The 17,444-nt window shown below is 43.8% G+C and carries 15 protein-coding genes; 2 read left to right on the top strand and 13 right to left on the bottom strand.

Going from position 1 to position 17,444, the window contains the following annotated elements:
• Positions 1–116 precede the first annotated feature (116 nt).
• From AB6C75_RS15975 to AB6C75_RS15960, 4 genes are all read right to left on the bottom strand, one after another.
• Positions 117–1,061 (bottom strand): class I SAM-dependent methyltransferase, encoded by a 945-nt coding sequence (locus AB6C75_RS15975; RefSeq protein ID WP_372108157.1) that lies wholly within the window; start codon positions 1,059–1,061, stop codon positions 117–119.
• Positions 1,062–1,069: 8 nt separating this feature from the next.
• On the bottom strand, positions 1,070–1,768 hold the full coding sequence (locus tag AB6C75_RS15970; protein ID WP_372108156.1) for a TIGR01621 family pseudouridine synthase: 699 nt from the start codon (positions 1,766–1,768) through the stop codon (positions 1,070–1,072).
• A 233-nt stretch (positions 1,769–2,001) separates the two neighbouring features.
• Complete coding sequence (locus AB6C75_RS15965; RefSeq protein ID WP_009848765.1) at positions 2,002–3,618, bottom strand: methyl-accepting chemotaxis protein; 1,617 nt, start codon at positions 3,616–3,618, stop codon at positions 2,002–2,004.
• 189 nt (positions 3,619–3,807) lie between these two features.
• Positions 3,808–5,241, bottom strand: coding sequence for a sodium-dependent transporter (locus tag AB6C75_RS15960; protein ID WP_372108155.1), 1,434 nt, complete (start codon positions 5,239–5,241; stop codon positions 3,808–3,810).
• A gap of 367 nt (positions 5,242–5,608) precedes the next feature.
• On the opposite strand from AB6C75_RS15960, the gene cls reads away from it, so the two are divergent.
• Together cls and AB6C75_RS15950 are read left to right on the top strand one after the other, a co-directional pair.
• A complete protein-coding gene (cls, locus tag AB6C75_RS15955; protein WP_372108154.1) occupies positions 5,609–7,063 on the top strand; it encodes a cardiolipin synthase in 1,455 nt (484 codons plus the stop codon).
• Between the two features lie 183 nt (positions 7,064–7,246).
• Positions 7,247–8,431 carry a cystathionine beta-lyase gene (locus tag AB6C75_RS15950; RefSeq protein WP_372108153.1) on the top strand — a complete coding sequence of 395 codons (1,185 nt, stop codon included), beginning with the start codon at positions 7,247–7,249 and terminating at the stop codon, positions 8,429–8,431.
• 86 nt (positions 8,432–8,517) lie between these two features.
• Here the strand turns inward: AB6C75_RS15950 and AB6C75_RS15945 are convergent, their stop codons facing one another.
• The 9 genes from AB6C75_RS15945 to pspA form a co-directional block, all read right to left on the bottom strand.
• The gene (locus AB6C75_RS15945; RefSeq protein WP_017098177.1) at positions 8,518–8,991 is read right to left on the bottom strand and encodes a hypothetical protein; all 474 of its coding nucleotides are present in this window, start codon (positions 8,989–8,991) and stop codon (positions 8,518–8,520) included.
• The gene (locus AB6C75_RS15940) at positions 8,982–10,004 is read right to left on the bottom strand and encodes a transcriptional regulator (RefSeq protein WP_372108152.1); all 1,023 of its coding nucleotides are present in this window, start codon (positions 10,002–10,004) and stop codon (positions 8,982–8,984) included. The genes AB6C75_RS15945 and AB6C75_RS15940 overlap by 10 nt, the downstream gene beginning before the upstream one ends.
• A 109-nt stretch (positions 10,005–10,113) precedes the next feature.
• Positions 10,114–10,680 (bottom strand): DNA-3-methyladenine glycosylase I, encoded by a 567-nt coding sequence (locus AB6C75_RS15935; RefSeq protein ID WP_009848770.1) that lies wholly within the window; start codon positions 10,678–10,680, stop codon positions 10,114–10,116.
• A 78-nt stretch (positions 10,681–10,758) separates the two neighbouring features.
• Complete coding sequence (locus tag AB6C75_RS15930; protein ID WP_372108151.1) at positions 10,759–13,869, bottom strand: efflux RND transporter permease subunit; 3,111 nt, start codon at positions 13,867–13,869, stop codon at positions 10,759–10,761.
• Positions 13,862–14,947, bottom strand: a complete 1,086-nt coding sequence (locus tag AB6C75_RS15925) for an efflux RND transporter periplasmic adaptor subunit (protein ID WP_102257845.1) — start codon at positions 14,945–14,947, stop codon at positions 13,862–13,864. The genes AB6C75_RS15930 and AB6C75_RS15925 overlap by 8 nt, the downstream gene beginning before the upstream one ends.
• Position 14,948: 1 nt before the next feature.
• On the bottom strand, positions 14,949–15,983 hold the full coding sequence (locus tag AB6C75_RS15920; protein WP_372108150.1) for an efflux RND transporter periplasmic adaptor subunit: 1,035 nt from the start codon (positions 15,981–15,983) through the stop codon (positions 14,949–14,951).
• A 157-nt stretch (positions 15,984–16,140) separates the two neighbouring features.
• Positions 16,141–16,527 (bottom strand): envelope stress response membrane protein PspC, encoded by a 387-nt coding sequence (pspC, locus tag AB6C75_RS15915; RefSeq protein WP_032499058.1) that lies wholly within the window; start codon positions 16,525–16,527, stop codon positions 16,141–16,143.
• Entirely contained in the window at positions 16,520–16,753 is a 234-nt protein-coding gene (pspB, locus tag AB6C75_RS15910; RefSeq protein WP_009848775.1) for an envelope stress response membrane protein PspB, read from the bottom strand. The genes pspC and pspB overlap by 8 nt, the downstream gene beginning before the upstream one ends.
• A gap of 15 nt (positions 16,754–16,768) precedes the next feature.
• On the bottom strand, positions 16,769–17,440 hold the full coding sequence (pspA, locus tag AB6C75_RS15905; protein ID WP_372108149.1) for a phage shock protein PspA: 672 nt from the start codon (positions 17,438–17,440) through the stop codon (positions 16,769–16,771).
• Positions 17,441–17,444: the final 4 nt, after the last annotated feature.

Raw genomic sequence — 17,444 nt, 5'->3', positions numbered from 1 at the left:
TTTTAGTAAGACTCGCTACACTGTGCGATCTAAACACCTTAAATGATAGGTGTTGACTCATTGAGTGGCTTTTTTACTTTCAAACGTTGATATTTGTTAACTCTAAATTAAGCGTCTTAAGAAACGTTAATTTTAAATCTCAGGACTTTCAAACTTGAATCGGGGTCAACATCGACAAACTCAGGTGGGTTATCTAGACGCTCGATAAACTCAACACTTGGCGCTTCTTCTACCATCGTCTCAATCAAGAAGTTTGGTGACACTGCTGGTGAGTTAACACAAGCAATCACTTCACCACCTTCGGTTAGAAGCTCAGGCAAACGACGTAAGATCTTTTTGTAGTCTTTAGTAAGTGCAAAGCTGCCTTTTTGGAACGAAGGCGGATCGATAATAACCAGCTCATATGGGCCACCCTTCTTGATTTTTCCCCACGACTTAAAGATGTCGTAGCCAAGGAAGTTCACCGAGCGCATGTCATGCTCATTCAAGCGGTGGTTATCACGGCCTTTGTTTAGCGAGCCGCGTGACATGTCTACGTTCATGCATTGTCGAGCGCCACCCGCAATCGCCGCCACAGAGAAACCACAAGTGTATGCGAACAGGTTAAGAACGTTCTTATCCTTAGCATTATCTTGTACCCACTGACGACCATTACGCATGTCTAGGAACAGACCGAAGTTCTGATTGCGGCCAATGTCTAGTTGGTACTTAAGCCCATGTTCAACCACGACTGGTGAGTCGTTCAATTGACCCCACAAGACTTCAGAGGGCGCGCCATCAGCATAACGGTGTTGCAGCACAATGCTTGTGCCCTGTTTTACTTGCCAGATATTTTTGTTAGTGAGGTCGACCAATCCAGTCTTTAGAGATGATAAGAACGCTTGGTCCACTTCTTTAAACACGTTAACCAATAACTGTCCATCAACCCAATCACAAGTGAGTTGATCTAGGCCGGGCCAAAACTTGCCACGCCCGTGAAAAATACGACGTAGTTCATTCGGCACTTCATTCAATTGCTGTTCAATATGACTAAAAAACAGAGGTAAAGCTGATGCTTCCATTATTTCACTCACTTAGTGTTTAGCTTTGGCCACGTTAATGACCAAGGTTCAAGCCAACTGTCTATACCATTAGACACGATCTCTTGATGCCATTTCTCACCCAAAGAGTCGAGGTTTCTTGGATCGCAGACATATTCGTAGGCTTGTGATTGATAGGTAAATCGAATCGCGAAGGCATGCAGATAGCCTCTGTCAGCCTCGTTCGATGGATTGTAAATAGGATCACCAACAATAGCCGAGCCAATGGACTTCATCGCGACACGGATCTGATGAGTTCGCCCCGTATAGGGTTTACATAAAAGTAGACGCTCACCGGGTTCAGCCGTTGCAGATAAAAATTGGGTAATCGCTGGGTTTTCTTTGGTTGTCAGCAGCTTCCAGCTTGAGCGTCGTGAACGCTCCATATCTCCTGAGATCAGCCCCTGCTTTTTCTTCGGCTTCTTGGAGCCTATCGCAAGGTAGTACTTCTCTACTTCACGCTTTGCAAACAACTGTGAAAGCTCACTCGCTGCCGGGGCATTTTTTGCCAACAGTAGAATTCCTGACGTCATTTTATCGAGACGATGGACTAAATATAGCTTCGGCTCATTGATTGCCTTAGCAACTTCTTGCAATAACATCGTATCACCATCGTCTTTATGGACGCTGACGCCTGGATGTTTGTTTATAAGTAAAAAATCAGAGTGATTCAGAAGAATGTCGAACATGTAAAGGCTAGCTCCATTGTAGAACGTGGAGTATACCGTGTCTGAATCCAGATTCCAGCTACGAAAAAGCCCAACGAGTTCAATAAACATTGAATCGTTGGGCTTATGTTTCAATAGGCAACTTTTACTGGGAAGTCTTTAATCAATTCGCTCTAAGCTTATGTTCTAGACTTATGATCCAGCTCTAAGCTCTAAGCTCTAAGCTCTAAGCTCTAAGCTCTAAGCTCTAAGCTCTAAGCAAGTTTGAACTTACCTACTAAGCCTTCAAGTTCGGCAACTTTAGCATTCAAACCTGATGTGTTCTCAGAGCTGCGAGTCGCTAACTGTAATGACTGTTCAGAGATATCACTGATTGCCGTAATATCCGCTGCGATTTCTTTTGTCACCGCTGTCTGTTCTTCTGCCGCAGTCGCAATTGAGTTAACCATGCTTTGTACGTTGCCCGCACCGCTAACAATTGCTTCTAGAGCCGATACCGCCCCTGTACTTTGCTCTACACCAATTTCAACTAAACGACAGTTGTCTTGAGTGTAAGTAACCGCTTCTTGAGTACCAGATTGAATAGATTGGATGATACCAGACACTTCTTGTGTTGCTTTAGTCGTTCTCTCCGCTAGCGCTCGTACTTCATCAGCTACCACGGCAAAACCACGACCGAACTCACCAGCACGCGCAGCTTCAATAGCCGCGTTCAGAGCCAAGAGGTTGGTTTGTTCTGCGATATCTTCGATTACCTTGATAACACTGCCAATCTGCTCGCCATGTGAACCCAGCGTGTTCATTTGTAACGACATGTCGCTCATTTGAGTAGACACTTGTTGGATGCTCGCAACCATCTCCACGATCACTTTACGACCGTCTTCTGCAGACGTTTCTGAGCGGCGCGCTTCTTCATAAGTAGAAGTACCTTGTTGCGCTACTTCAGAAATGGTTAAGCTTAGTTCTTCTGCTGCAGTCGCAATCAATGTCGCTTTATCTGCTTGAGCAGAGGCGCCAGATACGATGTCGTGGCTAATTGATGATAGCTCACCAGTAACGGATTGAACTTGGGTAGTCACTGATGAGATAGAACCGAGGAGATCGACCAATGACTTTTGCATCTGGTTGATCGATTGAGCAAGGTCAGCCAATTCATCACCAGAATCATCAACAATATCCCCAGCCGTCAGATCACCATTTGCTACGCGTCGTGCAACTTGCTCTACACGAGTTAAGCGATTAGTAATAGAGCTAGACAATACAAACGCAATTACACAGCCAAACACAATCGCAACCGCAGTCAACACCATAATCGTGCGTTCGATTGTAATAAACGAATCCGTTAGTGTTAGCAGAGCTCGCTCTGTATCAGCAATCTCACTTTCAGATGCTTGATCAAGCAAATTTTCAATCGGGATAAGATTACTCTCATACAAAGAGCGAAGCTGCTGGATATTTGATAACAATGCAGTTTCATCATTAAGCATAGGTACGAGCTTCGATTCAAACTCTTGAGTAAAGCGCCCCATTAGCTCTTCAATTCGCTGAACACGACGATGGTCCTCTGAGCCTTTACTCTCTAAACGCTTTGCTTCTTCAATTGCTTGAGAAAATTGAGTCTTATTAGCTCGATAATCATTGAGCGCATTACCGCCCTGAACAACCGCGCCCAAAGCATCACGGTAAACATCACCAGCTTCATCGATCAATATAAGGTAGGTAACAGTTCCTGGAACATCATCCAGTCTAATTTCATCAGAGCTCTCGTGAGCCCCAATCACTTCTATCGATACAATCCCTACTAACGTGACAAGCACCGCCAATATAGATCCAAAACCCAAATATAGTTTTTTTCTCACTGACAATTTCACAGAACACCTACCTAAAATAAATACAGGCCGATATAGCCTAACCGAAAGATATATCGGCCACCACACGGATAACTTTAGGGGACGATGTTTTTATTTCTCGAAAAACAATAAGTGCATCGCATAAAAAAACGGGAGCCAATGGCTCCCGCTTATCAATTAACTTTAGTTTGCGATTAGATTTTCTAAGAATTATAGCTTCTTAGAGATAAGCGCAGAACCGGCAATGATACCAATACCTAGTAGCATGATTGCACCTTTACCGCTGTCGAAGCCAGAAGAGATACCCATGAACGCTACGATAGCGATAGCTACTGGGATGATGTACTTAACGAGTGTGTACCATAGACCGAATAGAGGGAAAGATACTTCACCGTCGTTAGTGATTTCTTTCTCTAGGTCAGCACGGTTCAGTCTCCAACCAGCGAAGATACATACCAACATACCGCCAACTGCTAGGAAGATCTTATCCGTTAGTAGGTCGAAGATATCGAATGCACCAGTACCAAACAGCGTTGGACCAAAGCCACCAAGAGATAGAGAAGCGAAGATACATAGAATCGCCATTACGACACTTGCAGACAGTACAGCTGTTACACGCTTCATGCCTTTCTCATCGATTAGGTACGAAACAACAACTTCAAGTAGAGATACTGAAGAAGTCAGTGCCGCAACACTTAGACCAACGAAGAACATAAGAGCAAATAGAAGACCAACTACGCCGCCCATTTCAGCGAATAGCTGAGGAACAACAACGAATACTAGACCAGGACCTGCTGCAGGCTCCATACCGAATGCGAACATTGCAGGGAACATTGCAACACCAGCTAGGATAGCAACGCCTGTATCCATCGCCGTAACCATAGCTGTAGTTTGAACTAGGTTCTCTTTCTTCTTAAGGTAAGAACCGTAAGTCAACATACAACCCATACCAAGAGATAGTGAGAAGAATGCTTGACCTAGTGCAGCTAGGATTACACCGCTGTCTACTTTAGAGAAGTCAGGGCTGAATAGGAATTCAAGACCAGCAATCGCGCCCGGAAGCATTAGGCCTTTGATTGATACCACGATAAGGATGATGAAAAGAAGTGGCATCAGAATCTTACCCGCTTTCTCAATACCGCCAGAAATACCCTTCATAACGATGACAACGTTAAGTAGTAGGTATAGGCCCATCCACATTAGTGGCTGAACTGGGTTTGAGATAAAGCCACCGAAGCTGTCGCCAATTGCTTCAGGTGCGTCTAGTAGACCACCAGCAATTTTACCGATGTATGCGATAGACCAGCCACCTACTACAGGGTAGAAACCCATGATAAGTAAACCACTGACTACGCCAATAACACCAGCGAACGTCCAGCGACGGTCAGTTGATTTAAATGCACCTACTGCTGATTTTTGCGTATGACGGCCAATCGCAAATTCAGTTAGCATCACACTAAAACCGATGAAGATTACAAAAAACAGATAAATTGCAACGAATGCACCGCCGCCACTTTCACCTGCTGTGTATGGGAATTTCCAGATGTTACCTAAGCCAACAGCAGAACCTGCTGCAGCCATTACGAATCCTAATTTCGAACCCCAGGTATCGCGGGGTGTAGTGGTTGTATTACTAGTAGCCACGTTTACTCCAAACTTTTGTGTTATGTGATGTTGTATTTTGCTTTGTGTGGCGTCATTAAAAGATAAGGTGTATATAATAATTTACACCATTAAAAGATTTGATTGACGCTCGTTATCTAGCAAGTAAACCAGTTTAAGAATACAATTGGAAGCCCGAACCGTATATATTTCGTTATCAATGTAAATCTTTATGGTTAAATGCCGGTTTTTCATACAAAACAATTGCATTCGTCTTAAGTTAACTAAAACTTAACAACTTTAACCTGTTTACAGCTTTTGCTCTATTTTGTAAATAGTTGATTCCTTAAATTCCCATATCCGTAAAATAGCATTACTATCTAAGTGTCTCTTTTTTCGAGTATTCAATGTGGAAAAGCTCTACCATTTTTTAACTTTAGCTTCTGTCGCTTTATACTGGGTCCTTGTCGCCGGTGTGACTTTTCGTGTCGTACTAAAACGACGCTCTGTCAGCGTTTCTCTCGCATGGTTGATGGTTATCTACATAATCCCTATTGTTGGCGTCGCTTGTTACTTCCTTTTCGGAGAGCTAAATCTCGGTAGAAAGAGGGCTGAGCGGGCACATCGCATGTTTACGCCTTTTGGTGATGGGTTCCGCCAATTAAATGATTGCCAAGTCCACCTTCCAGGTAAAGTCGGCTCGCCTATCCACAAAATTGATGAGCTTTGTAACAATCGGATGGGCATTCCAGCTCTCAGCGGAAACACACTTTCACTGCAAGCTTCTCCAAATGAGATCCTACACGCAATTATCGAAGATATAGAAAACGCCCAGACGAGTATCAAAATGGTTTTCTATATTTGGCACCCCGGTGGCTTAACTGATTCCGTTGCTTCCGCACTTATTCGAGCTGCAAAACGTGGTGTCGATGTTAAAGTTTTACTCGATTCTGCAGGTAGCCCGCGTTTTTTCAAAAGTCACTGGCGTTCAATGATGAAAGACGCTGGCGTTCACGTTGTCCAAGCATTAGAGGTTAGTCCTTGGCGTATTTTCTTACGCCGTTTAGATCTAAGGCAGCACCGGAAGATCATCGTGATTGATGAGTCCATCGCCTATACCGGGTCAATGAATATGGTAGATCCAGCTCATTTCAAACAGAGCTCAGGTGTCGGCCAATGGATTGATGTCATGGTTCGCGTCACTGGGCCAACCGTTAACGTGTTGTCAGCAATTCATGGTTGGGATTGGGAAGTGGAAACAGGTGAACGCATTCTTCCTGATTTACCAGAGTGTCCGGTTGAAGAAATAATGACGCATCATCCAGTTCAAGTAGTGCCATCTGGGCCGGGCATGCCGGAGTATTTGATTCTGCAAGTTCTTACTATTGCGATTAATCAAGCAAACCATTCAGTTCGTATTACAACACCCTACTTTGTACCGAGTGCCGACTTATTAGAAACACTCAAAATGACGGCACAACGTGGTGTCAGCGTAGAATTAATCATTCCACATAACAACGATTCATTAATGGTTAAATGGGCTTCTCGCGCCTTCTATACCGAACTGCTTGAAGCCGGAGTGAAGATATATGAGTTTTACGGCGGGCTTCTTCACACCAAATCGGTAGTGATTGATGAAGAGTTTTGCTTAATCGGAACGGTCAATATCGACATGCGCAGCCTATGGCTTAACTTCGAAGTAACGCTAGCCGTTGATGATGTGCACTTCACCAAGCAACTGTTTGATTTGCAGCAATCCTATATTGAATCATCTCATCCAGTGGAATTGGAGCAATGGGAGGAGAGAAACCTACGCAACCGCTTCTTCGAAAGGTTGTTTTACTTATTCAACCCGCTGCTTTAATTCCATCAATGCGTCCACCGCGGCTCATCACTCGCCGACTATCGGATTTTAAACCTTTCACGATAAACGACGTGGAAGGTTAAAAAGCAAAAGAAAAGCGCAAAAACTCCCGCTCTCCTCTTGCTTTGAAGGCTATTGGCATGTTTTAAATAGGACATAACCGATTGATAAGGAATTCACAGCATGTCCGAGAACAAAACCACTAAACTGATCACTGCAGGTCGTGATAAGAAGTGGACTAATGGTGTCGTTAACCCACCAGTACAACGCGCTTCAACTGTCGTGTTCAACACAGTAGAAGAGAAACGCAAAGCGACCATCAACCGCGCTAACAAGACACTTTTCTACGGACGCCGTGGCACCACGACTCATTTCGCATTTCAAGATGCAATGGTTGAAGTTGAAGGTGGTGTAGGTTGCGCACTTTACCCTTGTGGTACGGCAGCCATCTCTAATGCCATCCTCTCTTTTGTTGAAACAGGTGACCATATTCTGATGGTCGATACCTGTTACGAACCCACTCGTGATTTCTGTGACACCATAATGAAAAAGATGGGTGTAGAGACCACTTACTACGAGCCAACGATCGGTGAAGGTATCCAAGACCTTATTAAGCCAAATACTAAGGTTCTATTTACTGAGTCTCCGGGTTCAGTCACCATGGAAGTTCAAGACATCCCAACACTCGCACGTATTGCCCATGAACATGACATCATTGTAATGCTCGATAACACGTGGGCGGCTGGTGTTAACTTCTCACCGTTCGATTTTGGCGTCGACATCTCAATTCAAGCGGCGACTAAATACATTGTTGGTCACTCTGATGTGATGCTAGGAACGGCAGTAGCCAACGAAAAATGTTGGGATCAACTGAGAGAGCAGAGTTACTTGATGGGACAGTGCGTATCTCCAGATGACGCTTATCTTGCTCTTCGCGGTATTCGCACTCTTGACGTTCGACTTCGCCAACATGCTGAAAGCAGCCTAAAAGTAGCAAAGTGGTTAGAAACACGCCCTGAGGTTGACCATGTTCGTCACCCTGCCCTTGAGTCTTGTCCCGGTCATGAATTCTTCAAACGAGACTTCACTGGCGGTAATGGTTTGTTCTCTTTCGTTCTTAAGAACTCAAACACAAAAGCAACGACTGCTCTGCTTGATGGTATGACGCACTTTAGTATGGGTTACTCATGGGGTGGATTTGAAAGTTTGATTCTAGCGAACGAACCGAGCAGCTTTAATAGCTTGAGAACGGTAGCGAACCCTAACTTCGAAGGAACCTTGATACGCGTTCATATCGGCTTAGAAGACGTCGATGACCTGATTGCGGATCTAGAAGCTGGACTAGATCGTTACAACGCTCTGGTTTAAGTAAAACAATAAACAAGTTTCCACAAAAAGGCAGGGACAACCTGCCTTTTTTAGTTCGGTAAGCTCTTGGTGAAGAAGTTATATGACTACTTCTGAACCTTAAAACATACCCAATTAAAAATTTCGAAACGATTTTTATTAAATAAATAGAGTGAGTCATCGGTGACAACAACTGAGTAATCAATATTCAGCCCCTTATACGAGCTATACTCTCGATTAATAACAGGATCATCAGTTTCAGTTGTCGGCGAATAATCAATGATAGAGATAGACAACTCGCCATCTTCTAACGAATAACGACCTGAGGAGTGGTGCTCCAATTTACTCACCTGACCATCCTTCTCTTCAATCTTCACCGCCTCTGCAATCATAAACGTATTGTCTGATTGGAAGGTAAAAGTCATACGTTCATACAACGATTGATAAGGTTGAAATGCCTGCGTCATAAAGCCCGTTTTGATGGTTTTACAGTGCCAACGAGTGCCCGCTAATACGTTTCTATCAATCATGAAACTTGCAGCTGTGAGTGCTAATACCAATAGCAAACCAATTATTCGCAAAAGTAACTCCTTTGAGCCATGTAATTCACAAACGAATCAAAAGATGACTCAACTTCAAAAATAGATGACAAGTAATTAAGAGCTTCGCCATCCTTTCTCTCAATCAGCATATACAAAGCATCATTTTCAGGTTGGTTGACAGATGGATAAATGCGAACAAAAACATCAACATTACAGTGGCTAGGTATAACTTGTATCAGTCTCTCAGTGATCGCAGGCAACGAGTAGGCTTCATTGCGAACAATATGGAAAAAGTAGTGATTAGTTTCATCTACGAAGCTGTCGTGATACTCATTTTTATCAACAAAGTATGGCAATGGCTGATAGTAAGCCTGAAATATATTAAACAAAGAGATCAACACACAGGTAAAGGCTAAAAAGTAGCCCACGCAGGCTAAATGGCGACGTACAAAAGGCTTAAAGCTAGGTGGTACCGCGTTGACTGAACCACTCGGGCTAACTGTGGACAATGGCATTTCCATGTCGCCTTCAACGCTTTGTGTTACTGATACAGGCATAACATGAGCCTGCTCATCTTGCGGCTTTTTCTCAGGTGACTCGCCTGAGGTTTGTGTTTGATTTGTCGTTATTGATGATGGGTTAAGTTCGGCTTGCGATAATCCTATCGTTTGAGGAGACTCTGATACTAAATCCGCCTCAGGGACTGTCGCTTTAGGCTCTGTATTTTGAGCTTGAGATGATTCCTCTATCTCCAGAGAATACCCCATTTTACTGACGGTACGAATCGTGGCGCAACCACAAGTCACTCTGTTCAGTGTTTTTCTAAGCTTAGATATCACGTTGGTCAACGCTTGCTCAGAGACAATCACATCCCCCCAACATCTATCAAAGATCAGGCCTCGCTCAATGCATTCGCCTGTATTTTCAAGCAAGAATAGGAACACTTTACCTTCTAGCGGCGCGATAGTTTCTACGTGGCCATCCTCACGCATAAACTGCCTAAGCAAGGGATCATAGTTAGCATCACATATTTGGTAGTTTTGTTGATTCACTATCGTTGTCTACATTTGAATTTGGTCGCATATAATATTGAAAAGTTTATAAATGACCAGTGAATTTTTCAATTTACACACAATTATTTCGCGTCGAGAAATAACACCTTTATTTATGTGGGCAACCTTCTAAATGGTCATTAACCATACCTGTCGCTTGCATTAACGCGTAACAGATTGTTTCCCCAACAAACTTAAAGCCTCTCTTTTTCAAAAACTTACTCATCGCTTTGGATTGCTCGGTAGAAGCTGGAACTTGAGTCATCTCAATCCAGTGGTTTTCGATCACCTTGTTATCGACAAATTGCCATAAGGCGTTTGAAAGAGAACCAAACTCTTTCTGCAGTTCAAGCGTTGCTCGAGCGTTGTTATACACAGAGGCAATCTTGCCTTTATGCTTAACCACATCAAAGTTCTCTATGACGTGTGGCACATTGTCTTCATTCAATTCGGCTAACTTGTTTAGATCGTAATTATCAAAGGCAGCACGATAGCCTTCGCGCTTTTTAAGGATCGTAATCCAACTCAGGCCCGCCTGAGCGCCTTCTAAAGTAATGAACTCAAACAGAACTTGGTCATCATAAACAGGCACGCCCCACTCTGCGTCGTGGTACTCCCTTTCCAGTTCGTGCTTCAGTGCCCATGCACACGTTCTACCTTCAGTGTTTGTTTCCATGTTATTGCTACCTATTTTAAATCACTCAGAAATGATAATGCCCCTAAACAGGGGCATTAATTCAAAGACTCACTCGTCTTACGAGACTTCAATTTTATGGAATAGACGATACAGCACAGGTACCACGATTAGCGTCAGTACGGTGGCGAAGCCCAAACCAAACATGATGGTTACCGCCATTGGCTTGAAGAAGATATCCGGTAACAATGGAATCATACCTAGAATTGTCGTAATCGCTGCCATACATACAGGACGTACACGACTCAATGCCGCATCAACAACCGCTATATATGGGTCTTTACCTGACTTCATCTCAATCTCAATTTGATCAAGCAGTACGATACCGTTCTTCAGAAGCATTCCAGACAAACTCAAGAAGCCCAGAAGCGCCATAAAACCGAACGGTGTATTCAAGGCTAGCAAGCCTGTCGTTACCCCTATCAAGGCGAGTGGTACCGTTAACCAAACAATCAGGGGCTCTTTCACCGAATTAAACAAGAACACCGTGATTAAGAACATGAACAAGTAGCCTAACGGCATAGTTGTGAACAGTGACGCTTGAGCGTCAGCTGACGACTCGTATTCACCACCCCATTCCAATGAATAACCCGGTGGCATCTCAATCGCTTCTATTTGTGGCTGTAAGCGTTTCTGTAAAGTTGATGCTGTCTCTTCACCCAGTAGGTCAGGATCCGCCATTACCGTCAGCATACGCTTACGGTTCTTACGGATGATCAGTGGATCTTCCCATTCCAATTCGTAGCCTAGTGTTACTTGTTGTAGTGGGATGTATTCACTTAATGCCGGGCTCCAAATCTTCATACCTTCGATGTTGCGAATATCAATTCGCTCATCTTCAGGTAAACGAGCCACAATAGGCATCAGCGTAGTACCATCACGATACACACCAATCGACTTACCAGAGAAAGACATCGCTAGGAAATCATCAACGTCAGATTTGGTAATACCATAACGACGCGCTTGGCTTTCGTTGAACTGAGGTTCCAGTACCTTAGTTCTTTCACGCCAATCGTGACGAACGTTAAACGACCCATTGTCAGCACGCATGATGTCCATAACTTGAGCTGCGATTGAACGTAAAACCGTTGGATCAGAACCCACAATTCGCGCTTCAATTTTAGCACCGCCACCAGGACCTAATTCGATCTGCTTAAGTTTGTAATTAATTTCAGGAAACTGGCCGTTTACATGCTCACGAAAGCGCAACATCAAACCTTCAAGTACTTCATAACTCTTCACACGAACCGTTATCTCACCGTATGCGCTATAACTTTTCTCTGGCGCATAAGTCAGCATGAAACGTTGTAGGCCTTTACCTGCCGTTGTCGTGATGTGCTCAACTTCGTCCTGCTCTGCTAACCAACCTTCAAGCACTTTAAGCTTAGTGTTGGTCGCACGAATATCGGTACCTTCCGGCATCCAAACATCCACTTGGAACATTGGCGTAGTCGAAGATGGGAAGAAGGCTTGTTTTACAAAACCAAAGCCGTAAACACTCGCACCCAAACCAATAATCAGAACGAACATCGTGAGCCACGCACGCTTCATACAGAACTCAAGGAAGTTTTTATAGATAACAAAAACCATCCCGTTGTATGGGTCTTTACCTTCACTATCTGGATCGACTTTCTGACCTTTGAAGAATATATCGGCAAAGAACGGCGTGAGTGAGATGGCCGTAAACCAACTCAGCATCAAAGAAATAAGTAGAACTGTAAACAAGGTGCCACAGTATTCGCCCGTCGAGTCTTCAGATAAACCAATAGGCGCAAACGCGGTGACCGCAATAACCGTTGCACCAAGCAGTGGCCATTTAGTCTGGGTAACGATATCCGTGGCGGCCTGCATCCGGGTTCGCCCCTTCTGAGTGCCGATCAATATCCCTTCCACCACCACAATGGCATTATCCACCAGCATCCCCAGCGCGATAACCAACGCGCCCAATGAAATACGTTGAAGATCGATTTTGAAGTACTGCATGAAAATGAAGGTACCGAAAACGGTCAATAGCAGTATCAAACCAATCAACAAACCCGATCGTAATCCCATGAAGAACAGCAACACTACGATTACGATCGCAACCGCTTGTCCTAAACTCACTACAAATCCACTAACTGACTTATCGACTTCTTTGGGTTGGTTATAAACCTCAGATATGTCAATACCTACGGGCTGTTGGTATTTCAGCTCGGCGAGCCTTCGATCAAAGGCTTCACCCACTGCGACCACGTTCACGCCTTGTGCAAAAGAAACACCAAGGTTAAGTGCGAGCTTCCCGTTATAGCCAATGATGTTAGTAGGCACTTCAACATAACCACGAGTTACATTCGCCACATCTTTTAGATAGATAAGCCCTTGAGCGCCACCTTCCGTAAGAATCAAATCACCGAGCTGTTCAACATTCTGGAACTCTCCTGTTGGATGGATTCGAATGTACTCGTCACCAATCCTTACAGCACCTGCACTTGAAACAATATTTTGAGTGGATAAAAGGTTAAATACAGTATTTGGAGACAAACCCAGAGAGCTGATCCGTTTCATCGATATCTCAATGAACACTTGCTCTTGCTGTTGGCCGGATACCGAGACTTTACTGACCCCATCAACAAGTTCTAGCTCTCGCCTTAGGTAATCAATGTAATCAAGTAACTCTTTGTAACTGTAACCGTCCCCCGTTACGGCAAGCAAAATGCCGTAAACATCACCAAAATCGTCTATGACTTGAGGGTCATTTACCCCGGGTGGAAGTTGACCTTTCAAATCATTCACTTTACGTCGAAGTTCATCCCAAATTTGTGGAAGATCATCAGGGCCGTAATTATTCTTCATCGTTACCGTAACCTGAGACAGGCCACGACTAGAGATAGAGTTAACTTCATCAACATAGGTAAGCTGTTGAATCGCTTTCTCTAATGGGTAAGTCACTTCCTCTTCCACTTGCTGAGGCGTCGCTCCCGGATAAGAGGTCACTACCATGGCATCTTTGATGGTAAAGGCTGGATCTTCTAAACGGCCCAAACCAAAGAATGCAGACACACCACCAATAAGAAAGATCAGTGATAGCATCCAGCTAATGACCTTATTTCGTATAAAATAAGCCGCCACTCCAGTGATTTGGTCATCACCCTGTTGATCGTCACTTTGGGGCTTGTTATTGACTTCACTCATTGTTCGTCTCCTGAGACAATACTTCCACTGTCATCCCATCTCGCAATCGCGATACGCCTGCAACAACGACATGCTGCCCCATTTCTAATCCTTTGATTATCTGCAATGTTTTCTGATTCGCTTTGCCTAATACGACTTGCTGTTTAGATACTGTATTGTCGTCATTAAGAATCCACACGTAAGAGTTTTGACGAGTTAACTCATCCCCATCGGCATTGAACACAGCCTCAATAGGAATAAGTACGCCGGCTTTTAATTTCAACCCGATATCACGCCCATTTGACGTGACCTCAACGGCCATACCGTCAAGAATCAAATCATCTTCTGGCATAGGCAAAGCAAGCGTGACGGTAAATGTACCTGTGTTTGGATCGGGTTCAGTCGTAAACTCTTTTATCCCCGCACTGTATTCATTCCCACTTGGAACTCTAACTACTGCCTCAATATTCGAGATAGTCGCTTCATTTGGTTGATTTACATAGATTTGGTCAGGCAATTGGATAACAACTTCAACATCCTCAACACTGTGAATATTCACAATCTGTTGGCCAACCTGAATATTTTCGTATTGGTCAACACTGACACGAGAGATAATTCCATCAACCGGTGCGCGAAGCTTAGTAAATGACAAACGCAGTTTTGCCAATTCTAACTCGGCATAAGCGATTTGACGCTGAGCGGCAATCTCATCGAATTGAGACTTAGCCAATAACCCCTTTTTGACCAACGGACTTGAACGTCTGTATTGGCTGTTAATCACTGTGTATCTAGCTTGAGCGTTATCAACGTCCAACTGATAATCTGTTGGATCTAACTCGGCAAGAACATCACCCTTTTTAACTTGTTCACCTTCTTTGACATCAAGTTTAAAAATCTCACCAGCGACACGGAAACTTAGGTGCGCTTTCTCAGCAGCATTAGCCACTGCTGGAAAATAGAGTTTATCGTTAAAGTCTAAGACGGAGATTTCAATGGCTTTAACAAGAGGAAGCTTTTCGACTTCAGTGACACCTTTGTCTTTGCAGGCTGTCAACATCGCCAAACATGATAGGCCGATGGCTTTTGATACTGTCTTCATGTTAGAGCCCCCTTTCCTTGATCCACTCACGAACCTTGACGCCGGTTTCTAATCCATTAACGCCCGAGGTCACAACGCGATCTCCGTCGTTAAGACCCGAAATAATATGACGTTTTTCATCAATGACTATCGCGACTTCTTCGACGATACCATCGTTGTTAACGCGCCATACTGAGACATCATCTCCATTGGTCATCATTGCTGAGGTTGGAATTTTTGTCGCCGCTGCTTGTGAAGAAACAAGGTTAACCGTGCCAGACATACCCGGCAGGATGCCTATATCAGTCGGTCTCTCCATTACCATAGTGACCTTGTATGAACCGGTTTTAGGATCGGCTTCGGTATCGACTTCTTGAAAGGTGAGGACATAAGAATGTTCAGGGAAGGCATCGAATACCATAGTTGCGTCTGTCTCAAACCCTGCAGAAAAGCGTGCAATTAATTGATCAGGCAATAAGAAGACAACTTTGAGGATCTGATTCGTTTGGATATTCATTACACCTTGCTTAGCCGTGATGTATTCGTGGTTTTCAGCAGGAATAATAGAAATAGTACCCTCATAAGGCGCAACAAGTGTGGTGTAGCGAAGATTAGCTTTTGCTTGATTTAAAACCGCTCTCGCAGAGTTATGATTTGCTTTCGCTTGGTCAAAATCTTGCTCAGAAACCACTCTATCCTTACGTAGCTTGATGGAACGTTGGTATTGCACATCGGCAAGTTTGAAGTTAGCTCTTGCCTGCTTTTCTAGCAACTGATACTCATCAGGATTAAGCGTTGCCAATGCATCACCTTTGGAGACCTGTTGCCCCGCAGTGACATCGATCGTTTTTAGTAAACCGGGGACTCGAAATGCCAATACGGCTTTATCGCCCGCTTCAGTAGTCGCAGGAAAATTTCGTTCGAAGGCATTGTTACCGACCGAGACGGTGAAGAGTTTGGCTGGTCGTGATTCGGGTTCTGGAACCGGAGGGAGCTCCTTACCACACCCAGATAACCCGGATAAGGTCACCAATAGGACTAGGGAGGCTTTGTACATTGCGATCATCCATATCTATAAATATTTTATTAACATAGATTAATCACATGTAACTTACCAGTTATCGTAAGATTTATTTAGACAAAATTATTAAAAAAAATAACGGCTTGGGATAAATTTTCCTAAACCGTTATCTAATCTTTTTAAGGCTTAACCACTACATGTTCTTAAATGCACGGTCGACTTTAAAAGTGTCCGAAGTCACATAAGCTTCCATATTGCGTACACTGGTCTCTAACGTCTGGAAATCACCCTCTAAAGTGCCCAACAAAGACTCTGCTGTTTGCCCTTTTTCCCAGGGTTTTTGCTTGAGTGTGTGCTCTTGTTTGGCTTTCATCTGATCGACATATTGAGGTGGTTGTTTTTCAAGCATAAATGTCAAAGCTAAATACGCTAATAACACCAAAAAGCTACCACCTAGCAGTGCGGCTGAGATCACTAAGATACGAACCAACCAAACTTCAAGACCAAAATAGTTCGCTAATCCGGCACACACACCAGACAATTTACCGTTAATCGGATCGCGATACAGTTCTCTACTCATAGTTTCGCCTCCAGTTAGGTGACTCCGCATCCAGTATTTTTTCTAACGTTTTCACTCGGTCTTGCATCGACTCAGCTTGCTCAGAAAGCTTATGCAGACGCTGAAGATCCGTTTCTGAAAGACCATTGCTGGATTTCTTCTTGCTGCGGTAGTGTAAGAATAACCATAGCGGTGCCACGAAGATCAAAAAGACAATCAGTGGACCTGCAATTAGAAATGTTGACATAGACAACTCCTAAAATTATTTATCGCGATTTTCAACTTGTTGCTTCAGTTTCGCCAGCTCTTTTTCAATCTCGTCTTGAGCTTGTAGCTCTGCAAACTCTTGGTCTAAAGATTTTGCGTTACCGGTTTTTGCGTAAACGTCAGCTTCAGCTTGTAATTCATCCACTTTACGTGAGAATTGCTCAAACTTCGCCATTGCTTCGTTGGTTTTGCTTGAATGCAGATGTTTTTGAACATCGCGACGATTGCTTGCTGCATTATTACGAATCATTAGTGCTTGCTGTTTTGTACGAGTCTCGGCGATTTTGGTTTCAAGCTTACCGATCTCACTGGTTAGTTTTTCGATGGTTTCATGAACCAAGGTTTGCTCGGTATGAAGACTCTTGATGATATCTTCAAGTTTTTGCTTTTCGATTAGTGCCGCTCTAGCCAGATCTTCACGTTGTTTAGTCAGGGCTAATGTCGCTTTATTCTGCCAATCTAGAATCTGAGCTTCGATAGCTTCAACTTTACGTGCTAGCTCTTTCTTGTCTGCAATGGCTTTTGCTGAGTTAGTACGAACCTCAACCAGCGTGTCTTCCATTTCTTGAATAATGAGGCGAATCATCTTTTCAGGATCTTCAGCCTTATCTAATAGTGCACTGATGTTTGAATTTACAATGTCTGCAAAGCGAGAAAAAATACCCATAAGA

This window comes from Vibrio sp. 10N.237.312.B06 (assembly GCF_041464685.1).
In the GTDB taxonomy this organism is placed as follows: domain Bacteria; phylum Pseudomonadota; class Gammaproteobacteria; order Enterobacterales; family Vibrionaceae; genus Vibrio; species Vibrio tasmaniensis_A.
Note: the sequence above shows the minus strand (reverse complement) of the source record. Positions and strands in the feature narration are given on the sequence as shown.

Coding starts and splice junctions, on each gene's coding strand:
- AB6C75_RS15975 (WP_372108157.1), bottom strand. CDS start 1,061: ATGGAAGCATCAGCTTTACCTCTGTTTTTTAGTCATATTGAACAGCAA.
- AB6C75_RS15970 (WP_372108156.1), bottom strand. CDS start 1,768: ATGTTCGACATTCTTCTGAATCACTCTGATTTTTTACTTATAAACAAA.
- AB6C75_RS15950 (WP_372108153.1), top strand. CDS start 7,247: ATGTCCGAGAACAAAACCACTAAACTGATCACTGCAGGTCGTGATAAG.
- AB6C75_RS15935 (WP_009848770.1), bottom strand. CDS start 10,680: ATGGAAACAAACACTGAAGGTAGAACGTGTGCATGGGCACTGAAGCAC.
- AB6C75_RS15930 (WP_372108151.1), bottom strand. CDS start 13,869: ATGAGTGAAGTCAATAACAAGCCCCAAAGTGACGATCAACAGGGTGAT.
- AB6C75_RS15925 (WP_102257845.1), bottom strand. CDS start 14,947: ATGAAGACAGTATCAAAAGCCATCGGCCTATCATGTTTGGCGATGTTG.
- AB6C75_RS15920 (WP_372108150.1), bottom strand. CDS start 15,983: ATGTACAAAGCCTCCCTAGTCCTATTGGTGACCTTATCCGGGTTATCT.
- pspC (WP_032499058.1), bottom strand. CDS start 16,527: ATGAGTAGAGAACTGTATCGCGATCCGATTAACGGTAAATTGTCTGGT.
- pspB (WP_009848775.1), bottom strand. CDS start 16,753: ATGTCAACATTTCTAATTGCAGGTCCACTGATTGTCTTTTTGATCTTC.
- pspA (WP_372108149.1), bottom strand. CDS start 17,440: ATGGGTATTTTTTCTCGCTTTGCAGACATTGTAAATTCAAACATCAGT.